Source organism: Kitasatospora phosalacinea, assembly GCF_000717185.1.
In the GTDB taxonomy this organism is placed as follows: Bacteria; Actinomycetota; Actinomycetes; order Streptomycetales; family Streptomycetaceae; genus Kitasatospora; species Kitasatospora phosalacinea_A.
In genome coordinates this window covers 1-23,570 of the sequence record NZ_JNYE01000001.1, presented here as the reverse complement: position 1 = coordinate 23,570, position 23,570 = coordinate 1, and the positions used below count along the sequence as shown (strand labels likewise).

At 71.6% G+C, this 23,570-nt stretch carries 21 protein-coding genes, 1 tRNA gene and 1 pseudogene; 15 read left to right on the top strand and 8 right to left on the bottom strand.

All coding sequences use genetic code 11. The annotated features are described in order from the left end of the window. Positions 1–100 precede the first annotated feature (100 nt). Positions 101–853, top strand: a complete 753-nt coding sequence (locus OO57_RS00115; protein WP_063737463.1) for a TerD family protein — start codon at positions 101–103, stop codon at positions 851–853. Between the two features lie 78 nt (positions 854–931). On the opposite strand, the gene OO57_RS00110 is transcribed toward OO57_RS00115, so the two are convergent. Beyond that, complete coding sequence (locus tag OO57_RS00110) at positions 932–2,065, bottom strand: TerD family protein (protein ID WP_033250128.1); 1,134 nt, start codon at positions 2,063–2,065, stop codon at positions 932–934. Between the two features lie 380 nt (positions 2,066–2,445). Between OO57_RS00110 and OO57_RS00105 the strand changes: the two genes are divergently transcribed. The 3 genes and pseudogenes from OO57_RS00105 (at position 2,446) to OO57_RS00090 (ending at position 7,316) form a co-directional block, all read left to right on the top strand. After that, complete coding sequence (locus OO57_RS00105; RefSeq protein WP_033250127.1) at positions 2,446–3,618, top strand: HpcH/HpaI aldolase/citrate lyase family protein; 1,173 nt, start codon at positions 2,446–2,448, stop codon at positions 3,616–3,618. A 326-nt stretch (positions 3,619–3,944) separates the two neighbouring features. Continuing rightward, a pseudogene (locus OO57_RS45030) lies at positions 3,945–6,466 on the top strand (phosphoribosyltransferase). A gap of 31 nt (positions 6,467–6,497) precedes the next feature. Continuing rightward, positions 6,498–7,316, top strand: a complete 819-nt coding sequence (locus OO57_RS00090) for a hypothetical protein (protein ID WP_051776266.1) — start codon at positions 6,498–6,500, stop codon at positions 7,314–7,316. Positions 7,317–7,361: 45 nt separating this feature from the next. Here OO57_RS00090 and OO57_RS00085 read toward each other — a convergent pair whose 3' ends face one another. Both OO57_RS00085 and OO57_RS00080 read right to left on the bottom strand, forming a co-directional pair. Next, positions 7,362–7,598, bottom strand: a complete 237-nt coding sequence (locus OO57_RS00085) for an FmdB family zinc ribbon protein (protein ID WP_033250124.1) — start codon at positions 7,596–7,598, stop codon at positions 7,362–7,364. 132 nt (positions 7,599–7,730) lie between these two features. Next, a complete protein-coding gene (locus tag OO57_RS00080) occupies positions 7,731–8,981 on the bottom strand; it encodes a hypothetical protein (protein ID WP_081973367.1) in 1,251 nt (416 codons plus the stop codon). Between the two features lie 177 nt (positions 8,982–9,158). On the opposite strand from OO57_RS00080, the gene OO57_RS00075 reads away from it, so the two are divergent. Further along, a tRNA-Val gene (locus tag OO57_RS00075) sits at positions 9,159–9,230 on the top strand. 79 nt (positions 9,231–9,309) lie between these two features. Here OO57_RS00075 and OO57_RS00070 read toward each other — a convergent pair. The 3 genes from OO57_RS00070 to OO57_RS00065 all read right to left on the bottom strand — a co-directional run bounded on the left by OO57_RS00070 (position 9,310) and on the right by OO57_RS00065 (position 12,007). Further along, complete coding sequence (locus OO57_RS00070; RefSeq protein ID WP_234337166.1) at positions 9,310–10,425, bottom strand: tyrosine-type recombinase/integrase; 1,116 nt, start codon at positions 10,423–10,425, stop codon at positions 9,310–9,312. Between the two features lie 305 nt (positions 10,426–10,730). Continuing rightward, positions 10,731–11,258 (bottom strand): hypothetical protein, encoded by a 528-nt coding sequence (locus tag OO57_RS43415; RefSeq protein ID WP_158714988.1) that lies wholly within the window; start codon positions 11,256–11,258, stop codon positions 10,731–10,733. Between the two features lie 137 nt (positions 11,259–11,395). Further along, positions 11,396–12,007 (bottom strand): helix-turn-helix domain-containing protein, encoded by a 612-nt coding sequence (locus OO57_RS00065; protein ID WP_033250123.1) that lies wholly within the window; start codon positions 12,005–12,007, stop codon positions 11,396–11,398. A 280-nt stretch (positions 12,008–12,287) separates the two neighbouring features. Between OO57_RS00065 and OO57_RS00060 the strand changes: the two genes are divergently transcribed. The 5 genes from OO57_RS00060 to OO57_RS00040 all read left to right on the top strand — a co-directional run bounded on the left by OO57_RS00060 (position 12,288) and on the right by OO57_RS00040 (position 14,615). Further along, positions 12,288–12,467: a helix-turn-helix domain-containing protein gene (locus tag OO57_RS00060; RefSeq protein ID WP_324606757.1), complete on the top strand. Its 180-nt coding sequence runs from the start codon at positions 12,288–12,290 to the stop codon at positions 12,465–12,467. Next, complete coding sequence (locus OO57_RS00055) at positions 12,464–12,694, top strand: hypothetical protein (protein WP_033250122.1); 231 nt, start codon at positions 12,464–12,466, stop codon at positions 12,692–12,694. Before OO57_RS00060 ends, OO57_RS00055 begins: the two co-directional genes overlap by 4 nt. Before the next feature lie 141 nt (positions 12,695–12,835). Then, positions 12,836–13,066: a hypothetical protein gene (locus tag OO57_RS00050; RefSeq protein ID WP_033250121.1), complete on the top strand. Its 231-nt coding sequence runs from the start codon at positions 12,836–12,838 to the stop codon at positions 13,064–13,066. Positions 13,067–13,501: 435 nt separating this feature from the next. Further along, positions 13,502–14,233, top strand: a complete 732-nt coding sequence (locus OO57_RS00045) for a hypothetical protein (protein WP_158714987.1) — start codon at positions 13,502–13,504, stop codon at positions 14,231–14,233. Positions 14,234–14,273: 40 nt separating this feature from the next. Continuing rightward, positions 14,274–14,615 carry a hypothetical protein gene (locus tag OO57_RS00040; RefSeq protein ID WP_033250119.1) on the top strand — a complete coding sequence of 114 codons (342 nt, stop codon included), beginning with the start codon at positions 14,274–14,276 and terminating at the stop codon, positions 14,613–14,615. Between the two features lie 560 nt (positions 14,616–15,175). Here OO57_RS00040 and OO57_RS00035 read toward each other — a convergent pair. Both OO57_RS00035 and OO57_RS00030 read right to left on the bottom strand, forming a co-directional pair. Then, positions 15,176–16,270, bottom strand: coding sequence for a C40 family peptidase (locus OO57_RS00035; RefSeq protein WP_106973859.1), 1,095 nt, complete (start codon positions 16,268–16,270; stop codon positions 15,176–15,178). Positions 16,271–16,766: 496 nt separating this feature from the next. Then, positions 16,767–17,207, bottom strand: a complete 441-nt coding sequence (locus OO57_RS00030; RefSeq protein WP_033250118.1) for a helix-turn-helix domain-containing protein — start codon at positions 17,205–17,207, stop codon at positions 16,767–16,769. A gap of 297 nt (positions 17,208–17,504) precedes the next feature. Between OO57_RS00030 and OO57_RS00025 the strand changes: the two genes are divergently transcribed. The 5 genes from OO57_RS00025 to OO57_RS00005 are packed head-to-tail and all read left to right on the top strand — an operon-like array spanning position 17,505 to position 23,540. Continuing rightward, positions 17,505–17,804, top strand: a complete 300-nt coding sequence (locus OO57_RS00025; RefSeq protein WP_033250117.1) for a hypothetical protein — start codon at positions 17,505–17,507, stop codon at positions 17,802–17,804. Between the two features lie 10 nt (positions 17,805–17,814). Next, complete coding sequence (locus tag OO57_RS00020) at positions 17,815–18,567, top strand: hypothetical protein (protein ID WP_158714986.1); 753 nt, start codon at positions 17,815–17,817, stop codon at positions 18,565–18,567. A 37-nt stretch (positions 18,568–18,604) separates the two neighbouring features. Then, positions 18,605–20,455, top strand: coding sequence for a conjugal transfer protein TrbL family protein (locus OO57_RS00015; RefSeq protein WP_033250115.1), 1,851 nt, complete (start codon positions 18,605–18,607; stop codon positions 20,453–20,455). Beyond that, on the top strand, positions 20,452–21,984 hold the full coding sequence (locus OO57_RS00010; protein ID WP_033250114.1) for an SCO6880 family protein: 1,533 nt from the start codon (positions 20,452–20,454) through the stop codon (positions 21,982–21,984). The genes OO57_RS00015 and OO57_RS00010 overlap by 4 nt, the downstream gene beginning before the upstream one ends. Beyond that, entirely contained in the window at positions 21,984–23,540 is a 1,557-nt protein-coding gene (locus OO57_RS00005) for a VirB4 family type IV secretion system protein (RefSeq protein ID WP_199811180.1), read from the top strand. Before OO57_RS00010 ends, OO57_RS00005 begins: the two co-directional genes overlap by 1 nt. Positions 23,541–23,570 lie beyond the last annotated feature (30 nt).

Genomic DNA, 23,570 nt, shown 5'->3' with positions numbered 1-23,570 from the left:
CCTCTGCCAGCGGGGCGCGCCGAGGGCCTGACGTTGACTCAGGACCCGCCGGGTGGGTATGGGAGAGTGCGAGAAGGTACCGGTGCTGGGGGAGGACACGATGGTCTCGGTGTGGGAGTTCCTGAAAGGGGACCGCAACGACAGCTTCGACACCGGAGGGCAGTTCAAGGTCACGCTGACCAAGTCCCACCCGCAGCACGCCATCACCGGCTCCGCGGCCACCACCGGCTACCTGTACATCAACCTGCACTGGTCGACCCGCACCGCCGAGGCCCCCGGCGCGGGCGGCGCGCTGCGCCGCTTCTTCGACCCGCGGATCCTGCGCCCGCTGGCCCCGGCCACCGCCGGGTCCGCACCGGTGAGCGTCGACCTCGACCTGGCCTGCATGTACGAACTCGCCGACGGCACCCGGGGCGTGGTGCAACCGCTCGGCCGGCTGTTCGGCGACCTCAACCGGCCGCCCTACGTCAAGCTCTCCGGCGACGACGTGTCCGGTGCGCCCTCCGGCGAGACCATGCACATCAACCTGGAGAAGAAGGACCAGTTCAAGCGCCTGCTGATCTTCGTCTACATCTACGACGACACCCCGGCCTTCGACCGCACCCACGCGGTGGTCACCATCGTCCCGCAGAGCGGCCCGCGGATCGAGATCAAGCTCGACGAGCGCGCCCCGGCGGCCCGTTCGTGCGCGGTGGTGCTGATCGAGAACGACGGCGAGGGCAAGCTGACGATCCGCCGCGAGGTGCGGTACGTGCACGGGTTCCAGTCCGACCTGGACCGGCTGTACGGCTTCGGCATGCAGTGGGAGCGCGGCTACAAGAGCGCCGCCGCCCCCGCCGAGCCCGGGAGTTGACGCACCGGGCGGGGCGGGCAGCGGCGGCGGGGCTGCGGCGGCGCTGCGATTGGCGGGGGCTGCGGCGGCGGCCCGGGGTCAGCGCGGTTGGAACTGCGGGCCCTGCGGCGGCAGCGCGAACGGCGTGCCGGACTGCTGCTGCGGGGGCTGCGGTTGCGGCTGCTGCTGCGGTTGGGCCGGGGGCTGCGGGGGCTGCGGGGGCTGCTGCTGCGGGTAGCCGTAGCCCTGGGACTGGGACTGGGGCTGGGGGTAGCCGTAGCCCTGGGCGGCGGCGGGCTGGGGGTAGCCGTAACCGCCGGGCTGGTGCGGGGGCTGCTGGGGCGGCGGGTAGCCGTAGCCCGGCTGCTGCTGCGGGTAGCCGTAGCCGCCCGCCTGCTGGGGCTGCTGGGGCTGGTGGACGGTCGGCGGCAGCGCGGGCGGGGGCGGCGGGGCGGTGACCGGCGCGGCCGGCGGCTGGGCGGGCGGGGCCGGCCGGGGCTCGGGCTGCTCGGCGGCCGGGGTCGACAGGGGCGTCGCCGGGGCGATCGTCCAGTCGTCCTCGTCGACCGGGAGCGGCGCGGGCCGCTGCTCCTGCTGCGACTGGGCCTGCGGGGCCCGGGCGGGCACGCGCGGGTCACCGCTGCGGTCGGTCAGGTCGACCGCGGAGCCGCCCCGGTCGGCGTCCCCGTCCTCGTCCTCGACCGCGATGCCGAAGTCGGTGGCCAGCGCGACCAGCCCGTCCACGTAGCCCTGGCCGACCGCGCGGAACTTCCAGCCGCCGGAGCGCCGGTAGAGCTCGGCGGCGACCAGCGCGGTCACCTGCTCGCCCTCGTCGACCACGAACTCGGCCAGCGCGGGCGCCCCGGCGGGCGCGGCCGCGTCGAACAGCAGCACCCGCAGGTCGGGTACGGCGGGGAAGGCGCCGCCCTCCGCGGAACCGGCCAGCACCACCCGGTCGACCTCGGCGGGCAGTTGGGCCAGGTCGATCTCCAGCCCGTCCAGGACGGCCCCGTCCGCGACCTGCTTGGGCAGGTGCCGGACCAGGCCGGACGGGTGCCGCGGCTGGTTGTAGAACACGAAGTCGGAGTCGTCGCGGACCTTGCCGAGCCCGGTCAGCAGCAGGGCCGAGGCGTCCACGTCCGGGATGCCCGGGGTGTCCGTCCACCGCAGGACGGCACGGACGGCGGGGACCGTCAGCGGGATGTTGGCGCCCTTGGCCATCACGTGCGTCATAGCGCACCATCCTGCCGCCTGCCGGGGGGCCGGGACAACGCGGGGCGGGTGCATCGGCGCGCCCCGCCGGAACGCGGGGCGGGGAACCGGTCGGGGCGCCGGTCGGGAGCCGGTCGGGGAGCCGGGTGGGAGGGGCCGGCGGCGGGCGCGGCGGGGCGGCTGATGACGGGGCCGACAATCTTGCGAGAATTCGATGTTTCGAACTCTTTCACCGAGGTCATCCGGTCGTACGATAAGCGGCCAACGGCCTCGGAGCTCCCCACCCCACGACGGTGCCGGCGTTCCGGCGAACTTTCCGGCGGCGCCGACCGTCCCATGGGTAGAGGGGCGTCAGCCGTTCCCGCCCCGGCGGGCCCACCAGACCACAGCGGGAGAGCACTTTGCGCCACTTCGGGCATCTCGCGGACGACGTCCGCAGTCGGCTCTTTCACGAGCAGCCCGCCGCCTTCGACCGCGACAGCGAGGCGGCCGTCCTCGCCACCGCCCTCGGCGCCACGCTCTACAGCCCCGCCACCCGGCCCACCCTGGCCCGCGACGTCCGCAAGCAGGCCGCCCGCGGCGTGGTCTCCATGGTGCTCTGCCTGGAGGACGCCATCGCCGACCACGAGGTCGACGACGCCGAGCAGAACCTGGTGGAGCAGCTCACCGCGCTCGCCCGGCAGGGCGCCGACGCCGAACTGCCGCTGCTGTTCGTCCGGGTCCGGGCCGCCGAGCAGATCACCGACCTCGCCCGGCGCCTCGGCCCCGCGCTGCGGCTGCTCAGCGGCTTCGTGGTGCCCAAGTTCACCGAGGACAGCGGCCCGCCCTTCCTGGAGGCGCTGGCCGCCGCAGAGGAGCGCAGCGGGCAGCGGCTGTTCGTCATGCCGGTGCTCGAATCGCCCGAACTCGCCCACCTGGAGAGCCGCCGCGAGCAGCTGTACGGCATCGCCCGGCTGCTCGACAAGCACCGCGGACGCGTCCTCGCCGTCCGGCTCGGCGTCACCGACCTGTGCTCCGCGTACGGGCTGCGCCGCTCGCCCGACCTGACCGCCTACGACGTCGCCCTGGTGGCCGGGGTGATCGGGGACGTGGTCAACGTGCTCGGCCGGGCCGACGGCACCGGGCACACCGTCACCGGGCCGGTCTGGGAGTACTTCCCGCTCCAGGAGCGGATGTTCAAGCCCCAACTGCGCCGCACCCCGTTCGCCGAGGTCACCCCGCCCGCCGACCGGGTCCGCCAGCGGTTGATCGAGCACGACCTGGACGGGCTGATCCGGGAGATCGAACTCGACCGGGCCAACGGGCTGCTCGGCAAGACCTGCATCCACCCCAGCCACGTCGCCGCCGTGCACGCGCTGTCCGTGGTCACCCACGAGGAGCTGTGCGACGCCCGGGACATCCTGCAGCAGCACCGCGGCGGCGGCGGGGTCAGCCGCTCCGCTTACACCAACAAGATGAACGAGGCCAAGCCGCACCGGGCCTGGGCCGAGCGGGTGCTGCTGCGGGCCGAGGTGTTCGGCGTCGCCCGGCCCGAGGTCACCTTCGCGGAGCTGCTCTCCGCCTGCATCGGCTGAACCGCCGCCGCGGGCACGCCCCCTGACGGGGCATCAACCGATCGGCCGATGCGCGGGTCGGCCGGTCGGCGCGCCGTTCCGAGCCGGTCGGCGTGCGGTTCCGAGCCGGTCGGCGTGCGGTTCCGAGCCGGTCGGCGCGTCCGACCTGGCCGGTCGGCCGATCCGGGGGCCCCGGCGCGCCCCGTACGCTCGAACCCGAACCGCACACCCGTGCGCCCGCGTCCGTCCCACTGGAAGCATCCGCACCACCTGCACCACCTGCACCGCCTGCACCACCTGCACCGCCCGTACCGCCCGTACCGCCATGTTCGTCGAGAGGAGCCCCGATGACCGCCGACACCACCGGCACCGCCGCCCCCGGGCCCGTCGGGGCCGCCCCCTGGAGCGGCCAGTGGGTCACCGACCGGCTGGGCCTGCGCCTGACCGGCGGGCCCGAGCTGCCCGGGCTGATCGGCCTCGCGCTGCGGGTCAACCCCAAGCGCGCCCACCTGCTGGTCTCCCGGGTGCTGGGCAAGCACGTCCCGCAGCGGCCCGCGACCGTGCACGGCGCCGGGCTCGACCTCGGCCGCCGGGTCGCCGACCTGCTTGGCCCGGCGGACGCCGCGCGCGCCGTCGTGCTCGGCTACGCCGAGACCGCCACCGCCCTCGGGCACAGCGTCGCCGACGGCCTCGACGCCCCCTACCTGCACTCCACCCGCCGCCCCGTCCCCGGCGTCGCCCCGGTCGGCGGCTTCGAGGAGGAGCACTCGCACGCCACCAGCCACCTGCTGCTCCCCGAGGACCCGCAGCTGCTGGCCGGGGACGGCCCGCTGGTCCTGGTCGACGACGAGTTCTCCACCGGCACCACCGTCATCAACACCATCCGCGCCCTGCACGCCGCCCACCCGCGCGAGCGGTACGTCGCCGTCGCCCTGGTCGACCTGCGCACCCCCGCCGACCGCGAGCGCCTGCGCGCCGCCGCCGCCGCGCTCGGCGCCCGCCTCGACCTGGTCGCCACCGCCGCGGGCGGCGTCGAACTGCCCGGGGGCGTCCTGGAGCGGGCCCGGGAGCTGATCGCGGCCGCCCCGGCCCCGCAGCCCTCGACCGCCCCGCCCGGCGCACTCACCCGGCTCGACCTGCCCTGGCCCGCCGACCTGCCCGACGGCGGCCGCCACGGCTTCACCCCCGCCCACCGCCGCCGCCTCGACGCCGCCCTGCCCGCCCTCGGCGCCCACCTCGCCGCCGCCGTCGGCCCCCGCCCCGGCCGGGTCCTGGTGCTCGGCTGCGAGGAGCTGATGTACGCCCCGCTCCGGCTCGCCGGAGCCCTGCAGGACGCCCGGCCCGACGCCGAGGTGCGCTTCTCCACCACCACCCGCTCCCCGGTGTTCGCCCTGGACGACCCCGGCTACGCCATCCGCACCCGGCTCGCCTTCACCGCCCACGACGACCCCGCCGACCGCAGCACCGAGCGCTACGCCTACAACGTCGCCCCCGGCGCCGACCCCGCCCGCCGCTTCGACACCGTCGTGCTGGTCGTCGACGACCCCGCCGACACCCCCGCCCTGCACCACGGCCCCGACGCCCTGCTGCCCGCCCTGCGCACCACCACCGACCGGGTGGTGCTGGCCGTTCTCCCGTCGTACCGCCCCGCGCCACCCGCCCGACGCCCCGCTGCCCGAGCATGACCCCGTACCCGTCGAAGGCACCCAGCATGACCGCACGCACCGCCCCGCCCACCGCCCGCCCGCTGCACGGCCCGGCCTTCTCCAGCTACCCGGCCGCCGACGTCACCTGGCTGCTCAAGGACCTCTCCGGCGTCCACCTCGAAGCGCCCACCGAGGAGCGCGAGGAGGCCGTGCAGTCCGGCGGCGCCCACTACGCCGAGTCGCTGCCCGTCGAGTACCAGCCCGACGCCGCCTACCAGCAGCTCTTCCACACCGCCCTCGACGCCTCCGCGACCCGGCTGGCCACCGCCGTCGGCACCGTCGCCGAGACGCTGCTGCGCGAACGCGGCCCGCACCTGGTGCTCGCCTCGCTCGCCCGGGCCGGCACCCCCGTCGGCGTCCTGATCCGCCGCTGGCTCGCCCACGCCCACGGCCTCGACGTGCCGCACTACACCGTCTCCATCGTCCGCGGCCGCGGCATCGACCAGGTCGCCCTGCGCCACCTCGCCGCCCACCACCGCCCCGCCGACGTCGTCTTCGTCGACGGCTGGACGGGCAAGGGCGCCATCACCCGCGAACTCGAACAGGCCCTGGCCGGCACCGGCTTCGACCCCGAGCTCGCCGTCCTCGCCGACCCCGGCGGCTGCGTGCGCACCTACGGCACCCGCGACGACTTCCTGATCCCCTCCGCCTGCCTCAACTCCACCGTCTCCGGCCTGGTCTCCCGCACCGTGCTGCGCGCCGACCTGATCGGACCGGACGAGTTCCACGGCGCCAAGTTCTACCGCGAGCTCGCCGGGGCCGACGTCTCCCGCCAGTTCGTCGACACCGTCGCCGCCGCCTTCCCGGCCGTCGCCGACGCCGTCGCCGCCGAGACCGCCCGGCTCGCCGCCGCCGACCGCACCCCCACCTGGGAGGGTTGGGCCGCCGTCGAACGGATCAGCACCGAGTACGGCATCGACAGCGTCAACCTGGTCAAGCCCGGCGTCGGCGAGACCACCCGCGTCCTGCTGCGCCGCGTCCCCTGGCGGATCCTCGCCCGCCGCGGCGCCGGAACCGACCTCGACCACGTCCGGCTGCTGGCCGACCAGCGCGGCGTCCCGGTCGAGGAGACCGACGACCTGCCGTACACCTGCGTCGGCCTCATCCACCCGCGCTACACCCGTGGCGCCACCGGCGCGGACGGCACCGCCGTCCACACCTGACCCCCGCCCCCGAACGAAGGAGACCCCGCCCGTGCCGCAGTTCCTGGTCGCCAGCGACCTCGACCGCACCCTCGTTTACTCCAACCGCGCCCTCGCCCTGGACGTGCCCGACCGGCTCGCCCCACGGCTGCTCGCGGTGGAGGTGCACGACGGCAGGGCGCTCTCCTTCATGACCGAGCAGGCCGCCGCCCTGCTCGCCGAGATCGCGGACCGGGCCCCGGTCGTCCCCATCACCACCCGCACCCGCGCCCAGTACGAGCGGATCCACCTCCCCGGCCCCACCGCGGACTGGATCCCCCCGTACGCGGTCTGCGCCAACGGCGGCCACCTGCTCGTCGACGGCCGCCCCGACCAGGACTGGCAGCGCGAGATCCGCACCCGCCTCGACGAGCGGAGCGCCCCGCTCGCCCAGGTCGTCGAACACCTCGCCCTCACCGCCGACCCGGAGTGGACCCACAAGCGGCGCGTCGCCGACGACCTCTTCGTCTACCTGGTCGTCGAACGGGCCGAACTCCCGCCCGGCTGGGTCGCCGAACTCACCGCCTGGTGCGCCGAACGCGGCTGGAAGGTCTCCCTCCAGGGCCGCAAGGTCTACGCCGTTCCCGCCCCGCTCTCCAAGAGCGCCGCCCTGGCGGAGGTGCGGCGGAGGTGCGGCGCCGGGACGGTCCTGGCCGCGGGCGACTCCCTGCTCGACGCCGAACTCCTCCTCGCCGCGGACCTCGCCTGGCGCCCCGGCCACGGCGAACTCGCCGAGACCGGCTGGACGGCGGACGGCGTCACCGCGCTCGCCGAGACCGGCGTCGGCGCGGGGGAGGAGATCCTCCGGCAGATGCTCAAGCACATCAGCTGACGCGGGGCCCCGGGCCCGCGCGCCCCCGCGCCCGCGTACCCGGTGTCAGCCGCAGCAGCCCCCGCCGCAGCAACCGCCACCGCCACCGCCACCGCCACCGGCGGCCGGGGCCGCGGAGGCCTTCGCGCCGGTGCCGGTGCCGGTGACGGCGACGGTGGAGAGCAGCTTGACGGTGTCGGGGTGCCCCTCGGGGCAGGTGGCCGGGTCGTTGGCCCGGGCCATCGGGCGGTTGAGCTCGAAGGTGGCGCCGCAGGAGCGGCAGCGGAAGTCGTAGCGAGGCATACCGGGCAGCCTACCCAGCAGGGGCCGCCCGGCGGGCGACTACGTCAGCGGGCGACTGCCCGGCGGGGCGGCTACGTCAGCGGGGCGGTTGTTGGGCGGGCGGCTACGTCGGCGGGGCGACTGCCCAGCTGCTCAGCGCGGGCCGCGGATCATCGTGACCACTTCGGCCGCGGTCTCCCGGACGGCGGCGAGCTCGGTCAGGAAGCGCCAGTAGTCGGGGTGCCGACCGGACTCCTCCAGCGTGGCGACGGCCCGGTCCAGGCGGCCCACCGCGGCGTCGAGCGGCCCGGCGTGGCGCGGATCGGGGGCCTGCCGCCCGGTCATCGCCAGGCGCTGGGCGTCGCGGATCGCGAACCGGGCGCGCTCGATCTCCCGGTGCGGGTCGTGCTGCACCTCGTTGAGCTGCTGCAGCCGCTCGTTGACCGCGGTCACCGAACCCCCCGCGGTGTCCAGCAGCGCGCGCACGGTGCCGATCGCCGCCGTCGCGTCCGCCCAGCGCTGCTCGTCGCGGGCCCGGGCCGCCTCGGTCAGCTTGACGCGGGCGGTCCGGACGGCGTCGGCGGTCTGCGCGGGCACCTGCTGGAGGTCCTGCCAGCAGGCGGTCGAGAACCGGCGGCGCAGCTCGCTGAGCGCCGGGTCGACGGTGTGGGCCCGGTTCTCCAGGGCGTCGATGCGGGTGCGCAGCGAGGCGACCCGGCGGTCGATCTCCGCGGCCCGCTCCGGGAGCTGCACGGCCTCGGCCCGGACGTCCTCGGCCCGCCGGGCGACGTCCTCGGCGCGCTGCAGGGTGGCGGGGACGCCGTGCTGCGAGACGCCCTGGTTCAGCCGGGTCAGCTCGGGCGCGAGCTCGGCCAGCCGGGTCGCCAGGTCGTCCGCGCGCAGCCCCGCGCCGCGCGCCTGCTCCAGGGCGGTGGTGGCCGCGAGCAGCGCCTGCTTGGCCCGCTCGACGGCGGGCGTGACCCGGATCAGCTGGGCCTCGGCGCGGTCGAGGACCGGCTGCAGGCGGCCGACGAAGGCGCCGAGCTCGGCACGCTTGGCGTCCAGGTCGCGCTTGGCCTGGTCGAGCTGCTGCCTGGCCCGGGAGACCGTCCCCGGGTCGGCCTCCGCGGACTCCAGGTCGACGGAGTCCAGCGCGCCCAGGTACGCGACGGTGACCTGGTCGATCCGGGCGGTCAGCTCCGCGAACTCCTGCTCCACCCGGCGGGCGGTGGCGGGGTCGCCCGCGGACTTCACGGTCTCCACCGCGAGCAGCGCGTCGCGCTGGGCCGAGTCCAGCTCGTAGAACGACTCCTGGGCAGCCTCCCGGGCCGCCCTGGCGTCCGCGCGCGCGCCGTCCCGACGGCCGCCGCCCCACCAGCCGCCCCGACCACCGCCACCGCTCACCGCGCGCTCCCTGCTCCGTATCCGTCCTGCGCCTGCTCCCCGCCATTCTTGCCGATCACCCGCCCCGCCCGGCACCCCCCGTCCGTCTCCCCCACCGGACGGGGCGGCGCAGCACCCTCCGGACCGGGTAGTCTGTCCACTCGTCGTGTGACCGGCCGCGCCGGTCCACTGCGGCGAGGGCGCATAGCTCAGTGGTAGAGCGCCGCCCTTACAAGGCGGATGTCGGCGGTTCGAAACCGTCTGCGCCCACCCTAAAGATGCAGGTCAGAGGCCCCTCCACCCTTCCGGCAGAGGGGCCTCCGACGTTGCAGCACGGATTTAGCACGGGTCAGGCCGCAGCGTGCCCGCCAGCCTCCAGAGCGGCCAGCTGCTCTGCGAGCTGCCGAGCCTTCCGCGCCGCCTTCTCCGCCTTCTGCCTGGCCTTCGCCAGCGCCTTGGTCCGCTGGGCGTCAAGGCGGTCGGAAACCTCGTCCAAGCGGTCGGGCCAGAGGTGACCGTACGTGTCCAAGGTGAGAGTGGCAGTCTTGTGGCCGAGCATGGTCTGAACCACTTTCACGTCTGCACCACTTGCAATCGCCAGCGATGCAGCAGTGTGGCGCAACTTGTGTGGGGTGACGCCCATCTTGTCAAGCCCAGCCGTGACCAGGGCTGCCTTGAAATACCGGCGAGTGAAATTCGGGTTCAGTAGTATTCCCCCGCGGGGAGCCGTGAAAAGGAAGTTCTCCGCCCCCTTGCTCCCGATGAAAATCTCCAGCTCCTTCGCGAGGAACGCGGGGATCGGGACTGACCTTCGCTCGTGGTTCTTGGGGCTGTCTTCGAGGTGAGGCTTCCCCTTGTCCGAACCCCAAGCCTGAGAGATTCGAACCCGCCTGGTTTTCAGGTTGACGTTTTTGATCTGGATGGCGGTTGCCTCACCCCACCGGACGCCGGTGTAAGCCAGGAAGAGGATCAGTGTTCGGAACTGGCCGCAAGCTTCTGCGAGGGCTTCTATCTGAACGTCAGTCAGATATACGTGCTCAGACGGGGTGTATCGGGGAAGTGGCACATCAATGGCCGGATTGTATGCAATTTTCTTGCTGCGTACGGCGAATCCCAGTACGCCTTTGATTACAACCCAGATCTTCCTGATGGTTGCTGCACTGAGCGGCGATCCTGCTTCAACGGAATCAGACATGATTTTTCCGAGCCAAGTTACGATGTCATCGTGCTGCACATCGGCAACTGCTGTCGTGCCCCACCGAGGAATGACGTGGAGGTCCAGGATTCCCCGGTACCGATCACGGCTCGATCCTCGGAGGTCAACCTTTGAGGAAATCCACGATTCGGCGATCTCCTCCATCTTGATCCGCCCAGCTCGCGGGTCTCGATAGGTACCGAGACCCAGTGAGCTTTCGATCTCGGTGCGCTTGGCTTCGGCGTCTACCTTCCGGAGGACAGTGGCCATCCTCTCCTTGCCGCTCGGGTCGTGCCAGCGAACACGGAAGCGCCCAGGGGGCTTACGGCCAGTGGACTTGGCCTTCCTGACAGCCGCTTTGTATGAGGAGTGGTTAATTCGGTCTTCTATCCATACGCGAGACATAAATCACCTGGATCTTAGTTGCTGTGTCCATATTTATATTCACTCCTTCTTTCTGCCCGGTAGGGTGCACGTTTTCTCTCGCGCATCGGGTCTCATGGTGTATCGGGATTCCGCACGGGCGTTCGCGGCTGCGGGCGAGCGCGGAGGGGGTCGGGGCGGTGCGCTGCCGGTCAGACTGCTGGCCGTGGGACCGGGCGCAGACCGAGCGCAGGATTGCGCGGAAGGTGCTGGCGCTGAATGCCGAACTCCAGGGCTCGCTTCAAGGTTGCGAGGGTCCGGTTGATCGTGGCGGCGCTCAGTCGGCCTTCGGCGAAGAGGGCCTGCATCAGCTGCTCGATGTCCGTCCTGGTGATCGCGATGGCAGGTTTCGTTCCGAGGCGCGGAAGGACGTGGAGATCGAGCGGCCGACGGGCCGGTCGTGGTGGTGGTCCGGACTGCTGGGTGGTGGCCGGCGTCGTGGCGGACCAGAGGTCGACCAGGCCGCTGAGGGTCAGAGGACAGGAGTCCCGGCTGAGGCTGTCGGCGGCGGCGCTGGCCAGTCGGCGGGTCGGCAGGCTCAGGCTGCGGGACCGGCCGGATTCATCGCGCCAACGAACGCGGTAACGGGCCGGTGGGGTGCGGCCGGCAGTGCGGGCACGGTCGGCGGCAGCTCGGTAGTCCGCGTGATTACCGCGGTCCTCGATTCGTACGTGGAACATGAGACATCCTCAATTGATATGAACCTGTCATGAGCGTTCCTCTTCTCTGCCCGTGCGTGTGCGAGATCGTCTGAACTCGCGATCGGGTACCTGGGGGTCGGCGTCGCGCGGGGCGAGACACCGGGGTGTGGCTGGTGCTACTTCGGATCTGCGGGGCCCGGCTGGAACAGCGCAGCGATCTCCTCTTCGGTGGCGCCGGCCCGGATCGCTTCCTGGACTCGCGCCATCGTCGAGTTGACGGATGCGGCGAGCTGAGCGGCCCGTTCTTCCAGCACGGACCTGGTGAGGTCGGCGATGGCCTTCTGTCCGTCCTCGGCTGGCATCCGCTGGAGGGCCGCCGAGTAGAACTGCCTGGCGTCAGTACCAGGCAGCGGTCGCTGCCCGCGGAACCAGTCCAGGAGCAGTGCCCCGTCGTCGAAGGCCAGACCCGGAGTAATCCGGATCTTTGTGCCCGGCTCGGCATTGTCGGGCAGGCCGAGCAGGTGCATCGGGGAGAGGTCCAGCACCGCGGCGAGCGCCGCGAGTTCGTCTACCGAAATCTCGCGCCGCCGTGCGCCGTCTGGCCCCCGGCGCCCCGTCTCGATGTTGGCGAGGGTGGCGGCCGTCAGCGTCTTCACGCCAGCCGCCGCGCACGCCTCGGCCGTCTGCTTGGTGGTCCAGCCACGGCGAGCGCGAGCCTCCCGGACCCGCATCGCCACCGCATCGCTCACCGACAACGTCGATGGAGCTTTGCCGGAGCCGCTCGACATCTGGCCTCCCTGCTTGTCGTATCGGCAACTCTACTCATCATCTCTCGCTTGTGCAATCGACAAGCGCTCGCGCATCGCATGTCGATTCGGCATGGCTTCTGCTGTCATCTCGAAGGCCAATCGAGCCAACTGCCTGCATGTTTGTCGTTTCGACAATTTCATATGTCGTCTTGACAAGCAAGGAGCGGTCATCTGATGCTGATCTCGGTTGTTCGAACGACAAGCAGATTTGTCGAAATGACGAACGAGATGGATGTGAGTGCCCATGAGCACAGACCGGTTGTGGACCCTACGAGAGCTGGCCGAGTACCTCGGCGTGCCGGTGCAGTCGATCTACCAGATGAACTGGAGGGGCACCGGACCGCGCTCCTTCAAGGTCGGCCGACACCGGCGCTATCACCCGAGCGACGTCCAGCAGTGGCTCGAAGCGCGCTCCTCCGACATGGGGAGCGCCCGATGAAACGGCAGAGCAAGGCGTTCCTGCGCCCCTGGTGGTCCGTCGAGGCGGCGGCTTCCTACCTCCGGCTCTCGGCGGGAGACCTTCGTGAGCTCAGCACGGTGGGCACCGGCCCGAAGTACACCGAGGCGGGAGACGGAGTCCGCCACTACCGGCCAGCGGATGTCCGGCTGTGGGCCAAGACCGGGCTGGTGCGCGATCGGCGCAGCTGGAACGGGGACGCGCGATGACCGGCAGGCGGAGTGCGAACAGCCTCTCCCCGTCCCGAGCGCCGGGACGTGGCAGCGGGGGGCCGACGCCCAGGCCGCCGTGATCGGAGACTGCCCGCCCCCGACGACACGGCCCGACCGCCATCACCGCAGGAGCCCACAATGCAGAACAGCACCTACGACCGCTACGCCCAGCAGCCGCCGACCGCCTGGATCGGTCGGCACTGGCTCTCCACCACCCGAGACGGAACGGGCCGGTACCTTCGCGGCCTGATCCTCGATGTCCGTCCCGGAGCTCTCCTTGTTCAGTGGCCGCCCTCGGGCGAGGGCGAGGAGGAGCCCGTCGCCGAGAGGTGGACTTCCTGGGACCGGGGAACGCTCGCCCGGGAATGAGTGAACGAAAGGGCTGGGGCCCGCACCGTTCGGTGCGGGCCCCAGCCCTTTCGCCTTCGCTTCTGCGGTGGCGGGTCGATCAGCCGGCCATACCGCCGCTTGCTGCCGTGGCCCTCGCTGATGGTGCTCCCTGGAAACGGCCACCCCAGGCTCAGGTGTTGGCCGGATCGACGCTTCCCGTGTCCCGGCGCAGGAGCCGCACCAGCACTCGGCCAGGCAACCGGACGTCCTGACCAGCTGGCGCTGACCGGCGCGGCCGTTGCTCCCCGGGCGGCTTCGCTGGAACCCGGCCCGCCGCTGAACACTTCACTGGGCCCCGCCACCTGGCGGGGCCCAGCCCGTTCAACTCCCCCGGCAGCCAGCCCAACCGCCCACACGGGTACGCCCGGCGCTCGGCTCCGAGTTTCCTGCCCCGGTTGGGCTATCGTGTTGGCCATGACGCCGATCGAGCTGGAGCGCATCACCGCCCCCTCGTACGTCGGCGCGCCGATCGGCTTGGACCCGCAGCCGTTGTTCGTATCGGCCTTGAGTGACCTTCAGGCCCGGGAGAACGCCCGGCGGCAGTCCGACTACCTGCGCAGCTTGAAGACCATGCAGGCTCGAAGCCTGTTCGGGCTGATCGGCCGTCCGCCTGCACGGGAGACAGCCCCGCGTCACGTCGTCTGGCACTCCCAGGGCTCCGGCAAGAGCAACACCATGGCTCGGGTGATCCGCGCGGCGGTTCACATCTACGACCTGGTGATGGTCGATGGGTCTCATCGCTCATCCAGCTACGCCGAGCTGTGGGACGACGCTCTAGGCGGGCCCGGAGACGGCCGGGAATCCCTGTGGCACGGCCTCCAAGAAGCCGCGCTGCACAACAGCTCTCCAGCAGCAGCCGGCGGCCCGGAGCCCAGGAACCTCGCCGCCGGGACGTACTCCAGCAGGCTGGCACGGCTCCACTCCGGCTTCGAACTCGCCGCCGAGCTGGCGGCCCGGCGCTCCTGGCGCCCGGATACGCCCGCCGCCCCACCGGCGGGAACCGAAGACCTCCCGCAGCCGCTGGCCATCGCCTGCGGCATCACCCGCCTGCAAGCGCCCCTGATCCCCAGGGCACCCGGACGCCCCGGCGCAGCCGGGCGCTTCGGGGTGGGCGTCCGTGGGCTGACCGTCAGCCTGGCTGCCTGACCGCCACCCCTCCAGCTAGTTGATCGTTCTGGAGGAAAGCATGCGGTTCGTGGAGTTGCTGTGGTCCGAGGAGACCGCGGTGAAGGCGGTGTGGCTCGTCGTGGCCACCCTGTCCGAGTGGCTGTTGCAGGTGCTCAAGGGCCGGTCCGACCGGGCGGCCCTGCCGACGGGTGTGCGGGCTGAGATCCCGGCGGCGAAGAGGTCGGAGGTCAGCGCGAAGTCGCTGCGCTCGAACCGCCGGTCGGCGCGCCGGGTCGGCGAGCTCAAGCGGGTGAAGGCCCGGCGCGCGCCCAGCCGTCGTCCGGCACCGGCCGGAAACGGCGGCGCCTCCGGGCGACGCCCGGCCAGGCGGCGGACGAGGCCCGGAACCCGGACTTCGTGACGCGCGTCGGCTGACCATCGGCGGTCCCGGTCCGGCCCGACCTGGGGGAGTTCTTCCCCGGGCGGCGTCGGCCGGGACCTGACCGCACTGCGACGCGCCGACAGCCACCAGCCGGGCACCGCTGCAGGTTTGCGCGGCGCGGTGCACCGGCCGGTTCCTGGCCGATGGCGGAGTACCTGGCGAAGCCGCAGGGGACCTCAGGTTCGGGCGGTATACGGCCCTACGCCGGCCGGGCGAGTCACATTGATGAAAACCTTCGGAATTGGCTCTGGCCGCGCTTCCGTTAATGATCATGCTGGGTTGCGTGGCGGAGCGGGACGGCATGCCAGCGACGGTGCCCCTGTCTCATCTTGGTGCTCGGTGCTGCTGGCGGGCGAGTCCGCCAGGGTGCGTTCGCGCCGTACTCGGGTTCCGGGCGGTCTTCGGCGTGGCGGTGTCGTCCGGGAGGGTGAACCTCGGCGGGGCTTCGGTGCCGGGTGCGGAGGGGAGAGGGGAAGCCTACCTGTTCGGGGCCGGTGGGCGAGTGGGAGGTAAGCGCCCTGCTGGGGCGGCCGGGCGGCCTATGACGGGACGATGCGCCGGAATGCAACCGCCTCTTTGTCCCAATATCCACCGGTAAATGTAGTGATCTGGATGTTCTTGCCGGTGCGCGGCGCGTCCAGGACGAGATTCGAGCCCAGGTACATTCCGACGTGTCCGGGCGAAGTGGGGGTGCCGTCGGACCCGGCGAGGAAGATTAGGTCGCCCGGTTTGAGCTGGTTGGCGCTGTAGATCGGAGTCCCGTCGTAGACCTGCTCGAACGTGGTCCTGTGGATCGTGATGCCAGCGGCCTCGTAGGCGCGCATCAGCAGGCCGGAGCAGTCGTATGACGGGTTGCCCGTCCCTCCCCACTGGTACGGCATGCCTAGCTTCGAGATGCCGAAGCTGATCGCGGTGACCACCTGTACCGGCGTGCCGGCGGGGAGCGAGAAGCCACTGGGCATGTCGACCGCCTCGGTGATTGCCTCTCCGACTCCGGCGCCGTTGCCTGTCGAGCAGTTCGTGGCGGCTCCGCCGAACGTCGCCACGAGCTGCCGTGCCATCGACTCCCACTTGGCGTAGGCGTCCGGGTAGGCGGAGCGCTGGACGGTCTGGGCCGCGACGGTGACCGGCAGGGACTCCCAGCCCGGGACCAGCACGAGTTGGGCGTAGAACGAGGTCGCGGCGTACACCGGGTCCATGATCTGCGCGGCCGTTCCCCAGCCCTGGCTCGGCCGCTGTTGGAACAATCCCAACGAATCCCGGTCGCCGTAAGCCAAGTTGGTCAGAGTGCTCTCCTGCATCGCTGTCGCGATCGCCACCACCGCGGCCTGCGGCGGGAGTTGGAGGCTGGTCGAGACCTGGTAGATGATCTGCGCGTTGTTGATCTGCTCGGTAGTCAGCTGCTGGCCATCGGCCACAGGATCGCCGGGCGCTACGGGGGCGAAGCAGCCGGTCCCTCCGATGCCGGAACCCGATGCGATGGCCGGCGTGGTCGCCGACGCCGCACCTCCGGTGAGCGCCACCCCTAGGACCACGCCGAAGGGCGCGACGACCGACACGACGGCCAGCTGAGCCGCTTTCTTCACGAGCCACCCCAAAACCGCTGCGCGCGCCGCGCGCCAGCGGATACACATCAGCTAATGGATTGAGTGCAAACCATAGGCTGGCGCATCTGCGCTTCGTCAACCAAAGTGAATGTGACCGCCGCCACCTGGCAGCTGGGGTGAACGCATGATGGCAGCCGTTCTGTGGGGTGCTCAGTCGCCGAGGAAGTGGCCGAGGGCGGCCTGTCCGAGGTCGGGGAAGAGTGCCATCAGGGCTGCTGGGATCGCTGCGGTCGAGCCGGCCGCAGCGCGGCCGGCCTGCCCTGCCGCGAGTGCCGGATTCCGCTCTCCGGCGGCCCGAGGGCGAGGTGGGGCGCCTTGCTTCGGTGCGGCCTGCGCCCCCGAGTGCGAAGGCTCCCCCCGCCTGCTCCTGCACATGAAAATGCCTCCCTGGTCGGGAGGCACTCGCCGCGAGGTTGGCGCAGTCGGCCGGTCACTCGCTTCCCGACTTGCAGAAGCGTATGCGAACGATTGCTCAGAGTCGACGCCTGTATGAAGTTGTAATGATCTGGTGAAGTGGCGTGGGTCACGCCCTGCTGTCGCCTGTATCGAGCCCCTCGATCAGCCTTGCCGACCTGGTCATATCCAGCAGGCTGCGCAGAGTGGGCTCCGAGAGGCCGCTTGCCGCGAGGGCCAGTTCCGCGATGAGCGGCACGGCGAGGGCCGACGCGAGCTCCAGCTGCTCGTTGGTTCGGCGGGCGGTTTCGTCGTCGTAGAAGTAGTCGACGCCCACGCCGAAGAACCGGGCGATTGCCGTGAGGCGACTATGGGTTGGGTCGTCTCGCTTTCCGGTCCTCAGCTGCCAGAGGTAGGTGGCGCTGAGGACGTGCTCCCCGGCTTGAGCGTTGATCGCATCGGCGGCCTCGGGGTTGCTGTACGGGCCGCGGTCGGATGGGTGGACGGTCTCGAACAGGTGGGTGATCCGTTCGGCGAGCGTCCCGGTTGGCGTGGGCTCCTGGTCGGGCATGACGCGCTTGGACTCCTTTGGCCGGCAGGGCCTCATCGTCGCGCACAGTGACACTTATTAGCCAGAGAAAACGGAGAGTATCCGAGTGAGGCTCCTCACATTTATTCTGGTTGACGGTTGAGCTCTGCATTCGCCTATTGTTTGCGCACGCCCCATTAGCCAGAGTGAATCGCACCGCATCCCGGTGTCCGCTCCGCAGGCAGGGCGTCCGCCTCTCCGCGTCCATCGAGCAGGGGCGGCTCCTCGTGGCCAGCAGCCGTACAGGCAGCTGGCTCGTCCGCACTTTCGGGAGCCCAGATGTCCACCACTCTGCATGTTGTCCAGTTCCTCGCGGACATCCAGAACCCCGCACCTGCCGACCCGACCAACGGCAGTAAGGGCGCCAACCTCCTGCTGTCCTACGCCAAGTGGGGAAGCCTGATCGGGTGTGCCGTCGCGGCCGTCGTGTCCGGCGGTCTCATGGGCATCGGTCACCTCTCCAACCGTCCGGACTCTGCGGAGAAGGGCAAGCGGAGCCTGGTCTGGAGCCTGGGCGGGGTCATCGTGACTGCTTGCGCGATTCCGGTCGTGAACACCGTTTTCGGTGCCGCGGCCTAGGGGCAGCCTGATGAACCAGTTCCTCGACCGCCGACCTCGCCGCCGGGTTCTCCCGCTGCTGCTGCTCGGCATCGTCGCCTTCCTCGGCGCCATAGCCGTTGGCGTCGCCATCGAGTCGGACAGCGGGCCCCGCGCCCCCCGGGTCTACACGCCGCCAGCCGCGATCCCGGCTCCGGGCTCGGTCACCGGCGTAGAGCCCAGCGGCGAGACCGCCGCGTCCGACCTGGCCGGGCCGCTCCAGCTGATCCGCGGAGCGCGCCTGGTCAACGGGATCTCCGTTGGCTACCCGCATTCCAGCGTAGGCGCGGTGAGTGCGGCGGTCGAGTACTGGCGCCAGCTCGGCAGCACGCTGGAGCCGGACCGCGCAGCTGCCGTCGCGCGTATCGTGGCCGTCCCCAACTGGTCAGACGCCGCTGACACCCTGGCCAAGGGCCCGGTCGCCACCCGCAAGGCGCTCAAGGTCCCCACGAGCGGCCAGCTCGACCCGGGCACATCCGTCGTGCTGAACCCAGTCGAGTACCAGGTGCGGTCCGTCGGGCCCGACAGCATCCAGGTGCTACTCCTGTCGACCTACACCACCAGCGTGCCGGGGGCGGGGATGCAGACCCGCATGGGCGTCTACCCGCTCGACCTTGTCTGGTCCGGAGACGACTGGCGCGTCCCCGCCCCGTCGGGCACCTCCACCACCGACTACACCAGCCTCATCGCCGAGCCGGGCAGCCCCCAGGCGTCGGCCAAGGGCTGGAACGAACTGAAGCGATAGCGATGGCCAGTACCAGCACCAGCACCAGGAGGCCGACATGGCTTGCGGCCTGACCGACCCGATCGGGTGCGTCACCGACACCGTCCTCGGCAGTGTGGCCGGCGACGCCGTCAGCAAGATGGCGAGTTCGGCCTGGGAGTCGATCTGCCAGAGCTTCGCCGACGCGATGGTCGACCTGCTGAAGACGTTCGCCGACGCTTTCGCCAAGATGGCCGGCCCCGACCTTGCGTCCAACGGGGTGCGCTCCGTCTACGCGATCTCCCTCGGGATATCCGCCCTGGTCGCCTGCCTGCTGGTCCTCGGCCAGGTCGTCCGCACGGCCGTCACCCACGACGGCCGCCCCCTGGCGACCGCGATGGTCGGCCTCGGCAAGGCCGTCCTCGCCTTCATGCTCACGCTGGTGATCTCCTCCACCGCCCTCGTCGCGGCCGACGAGCTCACCCAGTACATCGTGGACAACACCCTGGGTGGTCAGCAGCAATTCGCCGACAAGGTAGCGAAGCTGGTGGCCTGGAACCCGGGCAACAGCGCGTCGCTGCTGCTGATCCTGGCGATCCTGGGCATCCTGCTCACCATCGTGCTGTGGTTCGAGATGCTGCTCCGCGGCGCCGCTATCGCCGTGCTGGTCGCCACCTCCCCGATCGCCGCCGCTGGCCAGGTCTCCGACTCCACTAAGACCTGGTGGAGCAAGCTCGTCTCGATGACGGTGCAGCTGATCATCCTCAAGCCGATCATCGCCCTCGTCTTCGCCCTGGGCTTCAACCTCGCCGGGGACAGCCAGGACCTCACCACCACCCTCTCCGGGATGCTGGTCCTCCTGCTCGCCGCACTCGCGTGGCCCGCGGTCGCCCGCTTCTTCACCTTCGCCAGCGTGCAGATGGGTGGCGGCGCCGGCCTGGCAGCGCTGCTGGGCTTCGCCGGGGGCCAACTGAGCGCCTCTGGTGCCGGGGGCGCACCCGTCGGCACCTCGCCGGACACGTTCGGCCAGGAGGCCGCCAGCCGTACGATGACCGGCTTCGCCAGCAAGGGCGGGGCAGCGGCCGGTGGTGCTGCCTCTGGTGGTGCCGGTGGAGCGGGAGCTGCTGCTGGTGGCGCCGGTGCCGCCGCAGGCCCGATCGGCCTGGCCGCCGTCGCCGGAGTGCGTTTGGCCCAGCAGGCAGTCAACAGCCTCGCGGGCGGCATGGAGAAGATGGCCGGACATGCGGGGGCACAGGGCGCGAACATCTACGCGGCGCAGCCCGCGGGGTACGTCAACCGGCACGCCGGTGCCCAGTTGCCCACCAGCGGCGAGCTCGCGGGAGCACTGCCTGACCAGCCGAAGCCGGACTGGTCGGGCCAGCAGGAAGCACAGGCCGAGTCCGCGGAGCCGGTGGAACCGGCCGGCTACCAGGCAGACCACCAACAGGCCCGCCAGGACGCCACCCCGCACCTTCCCGTCACCGCGGTGCCCGCCGACCCGCCGACGATCGAGATGCCCCCGGTGCCCGCAGGTGCGGCTCCTGCCGCAGCGGCGACCGCCGCTCCTACCCCGGTGCCACAGGGCGGTGCTGTCCCGCCCCCGGCTTCTTCCGCGGCCTCGCCGAGCGGCGCGGTGCAAGGAACGCCGCCCTCCGCCCCGAACAACGCCGCGCCCGCCGCCCGCCCGCCGGCTCAGGCCGCCACGTCGACAGGAAGTGCCACGGCGCCGCTGCCCGCCAGCCGACCGGTGGCCGCAGCGGGACCGGCTGCGGACCCGGCGCAGACCCCGCCCGCCGCGGCAGAAGCCCCGGCTGACCGTCCCCGCCCGGCGCAGCCCGAAACGGCACCGGCCGAGCGCCCCGTCGCCCCGCCCGCCAAGCCCGTTCCGCCCGTTCGCTCCGACCAGCCCAAGGGAGGCGAGAACTCATGAGCACCCCCACTCGCACCTACTTCGGTTGGCAGGAGGAACGGGTCGCCTTCCTCTTCGGCCTCTCCGTCCAACGGGCAGCGATGCTCGGCGGAGCCGTTCTGGCGACGATCTGGCCGTTCGTCGTCTCGTACGTCCGGGCCGGCCTGGTGACGTGGCCCATCGCCTTTCTCCTCTTCCTTCTGGCGTTCGTCCGGATCGCCGGCCGAACCGTTGACGAATGGGCGGTCTCCTTCGTGTCCTTCGAATTCCTCCGCTTCCGCGGGCAGAACCGGTTCCTGGCCGGAGCCTTCTCCCCGCGCAAGAGCGCCACGGACGAGCAGCAGATGGATCTGCCCGGCATCCTCGCGCCGCTGTCGATTCGCGAAGCGGACGGAGGCAGCGGCTACCCGATCGCGGTGATCCACCACCAGCTCGACCGCACCTTCACCGCTGTCGCCAGAGTCCGCTTCCCCGGCATCGGCCTGGTCGACTCGGCCCGCCGGGACCAGCGCGTGGCCAGCTGGGGCGAGTTGCTCAACTCCCTGTGCACGGAGGGGAACCCGATCATCCGCATCCAGGCGCTCCAGCGCTTGGTCCCCGAGTCCGGCGCGGCGCTCCAGCGCTGGCATGCCGACCACCTCTCCGACGAGGCGCCCGGTGTCGCGGTGGACATCACCAAGGCGCTGCTCTCCACCGCCACCCTGGCCACCAGCCAGCGGGAGGCATACCTGGCGATCACTATGGACGCGGCCCGGACGGCCGGTCCGATCAAGGCGGCGGGGGGCGGCGTGGCCGGAGCAGCCACCGTCCTGGTCCGTCACCTGCGGGCCCTGACGTCCGGGATCGCCTCCGCGGACCTCCAGGTCGAGAGCTGGCTCAACCCGCGGGAGCTCGCCGAGGTGCTGCGGACCGCGTTCGACCCGCACAGCTCCCGCATGCTGGCCGAGCGCCGGGCCGCCGCCAGCGCCGCCGCCTTCCGAGGCCAGGACGCACCCTTCGAGCCGGGCGTCGACCCGGTCGCGGCGGGCCCGTCGGCTGCTGAGAGCTGGCGCGGCCGGTACGAGCACGACGGCGCGCTGTCCGTCACCTACGTCGTCCGCAGCTGGCCCAAGAACAAGGTCTACTCGACCGCGCTCGCGCCGCTGCTCGGCGAGGGGCAGTACCGCAGGGCGTTCAACATGCACATCGAACCCCGCTCGCCGCGCACCGCCGAGCGCGAGGTGATGCAGGAACGCACCGCGCGCGAGGTCGCCGTCAGCATGCGGCACAAGACGGGCCAGATCATCCCGGAACACGAGAAGCAAGCCCTCCAGCGGGCCGAGGCCCAGGACCAGGAGCGCGCTGCGGGCCACGGCCTGGTCCGCTACACCGCCTACTGCACCGTCACCGTCACCGACCCGGCCGACCTCGACGACGCCTGCGCGGCTCTGGAGGCCGACGCCAACCAGGGCCGGATCGAGATCCAGCGGATGTGGATGGCCCAGGACGTGGGCTTCGCGGTCGGTGCGCTGCCGGTCGGGATGGGCCTGCCCCGGAAGCGGGTGGCCTGATGTTCCGCCGCCGCAGTACCGACCTGCCCGTCTTCGACCTGGCCGACGTGCTCGGCCGCCCCGCCCCCGTCGCCGCGAAGCCGGCCAAGCAGAAGGCGCCGAAGCAGCGCCGGGAGCCGGTCGCGCCCCGGCGCGGGTACGCCCGCCCGTTCGCCGGCCGAGCCCCGAGGATGCCCGAGGTCCCGGTTTTCCGCGGCAGCACCGGACAGGTCCAGGGCCTCTACCCCTGGCTCTACGGGGCCTCGATGCCCCCGGCCGGCGCCTACATCGGAGTCGACTGCCTCGCCGGTGGCGCGTTCAGCTGCCACCCGATCTCCTGGCTGCACCAAGGGCTGATCACCAACCCGAACCTGCTGGTGACCGGCGTGCCCGGCACCGGCAAGAGCGCCACCGTCAAGACCCTCGTCACCCGGCTCGCCGCCTACGGCGTGCGGTCGTTCATCCTGGGCGACATCAAGAACGAGTACGCCCCCATCGCCCGCGCGTTCGGCGTCGAGCCGGTCGAACTCGGCCCCGGCCTGCGCAACAGGTTGAACCCGCTGGACGCCGGACCGCTCGGCAGCAACCTGCCGTCCGACCCGGAGGAACTGCGCGAGCGCCTGGACGAGGTCCACCGTCGCCGGATCACCCTGCTCTCCTCCCTGCTGGTCATGCGGCTCGGCCGCAACCTGACCCCCACCGAGGAAGCTGCACTCTCCCTCGCCATCCAGCACGCCTCCGGCCAGGCTGCCGGTGCCAGCCATCTCCAGGACCCCACGATCCCGCAGGTCTGGGCCCTGCTGCGCGACCCGCTGCCCGAGATGGCCGAAGACCTCCGAGTCCGCGGCGCCGACGTGGCCGAACTGCGGGAGATGATCCGCCCAGCCGCCGACGCCCTCGGCAACATGGTCCGCGGCTCGCTCTCCGGCCTGTTCGACGGGCCGACCACCGTCCGCCCGGACTTCGACGCGCCGATCCAGACCGTCGACCTCTCCCGCATCGACGGCCGCGGCGACGAGACCGTAGCCATGACCCTTGCCTGCGTGTCGAGTTGGGGTCAAGCCGCGATCGACGAGCCGGGCGGCCCCGTCCGCCTGGTCGTCCGTGACGAGCTGTGGCGCGCGATGCGCGTCCCGGCGATGATCCGCAAGCTTGACTCGGACCTCCGCCTCTCCCGAGCCCAGGGCACGATCCAGGTCCTCAGCACGCACCGCCTCGCCGACTTCGAAGCCGTCGGCGCCCAGGGCAGCGAAGAAGTCAGCATCGCCCGCAACCTCATCGCCTCCTGCGACGTGCGGATCTGCCTGCGCCAGGACACCGCGCCCCTCGCCATGACGAGGGACGCGATCGGCCTGACCGACACGGAGTGCGCGCACATCGCCAGTTGGTCGGGCGAGCAGATCGGCCGCGCGGTGTGGAAGATCGGCCGGACCTCCAGCCACGTGGTGCAGACCGTGCTGAGCCCGATCGAGCGCCAGCTCTACTACACCAACGAGAAGATGGCCGTCAAACCCCGTGAGTTCACGAAAACTGACGTCCCGTCATTTCCCGTGGCTCGTCCTGAGGTGCGGCAATGAGTCTACGTGGGGTCGTGGGTTCCCGTCTTC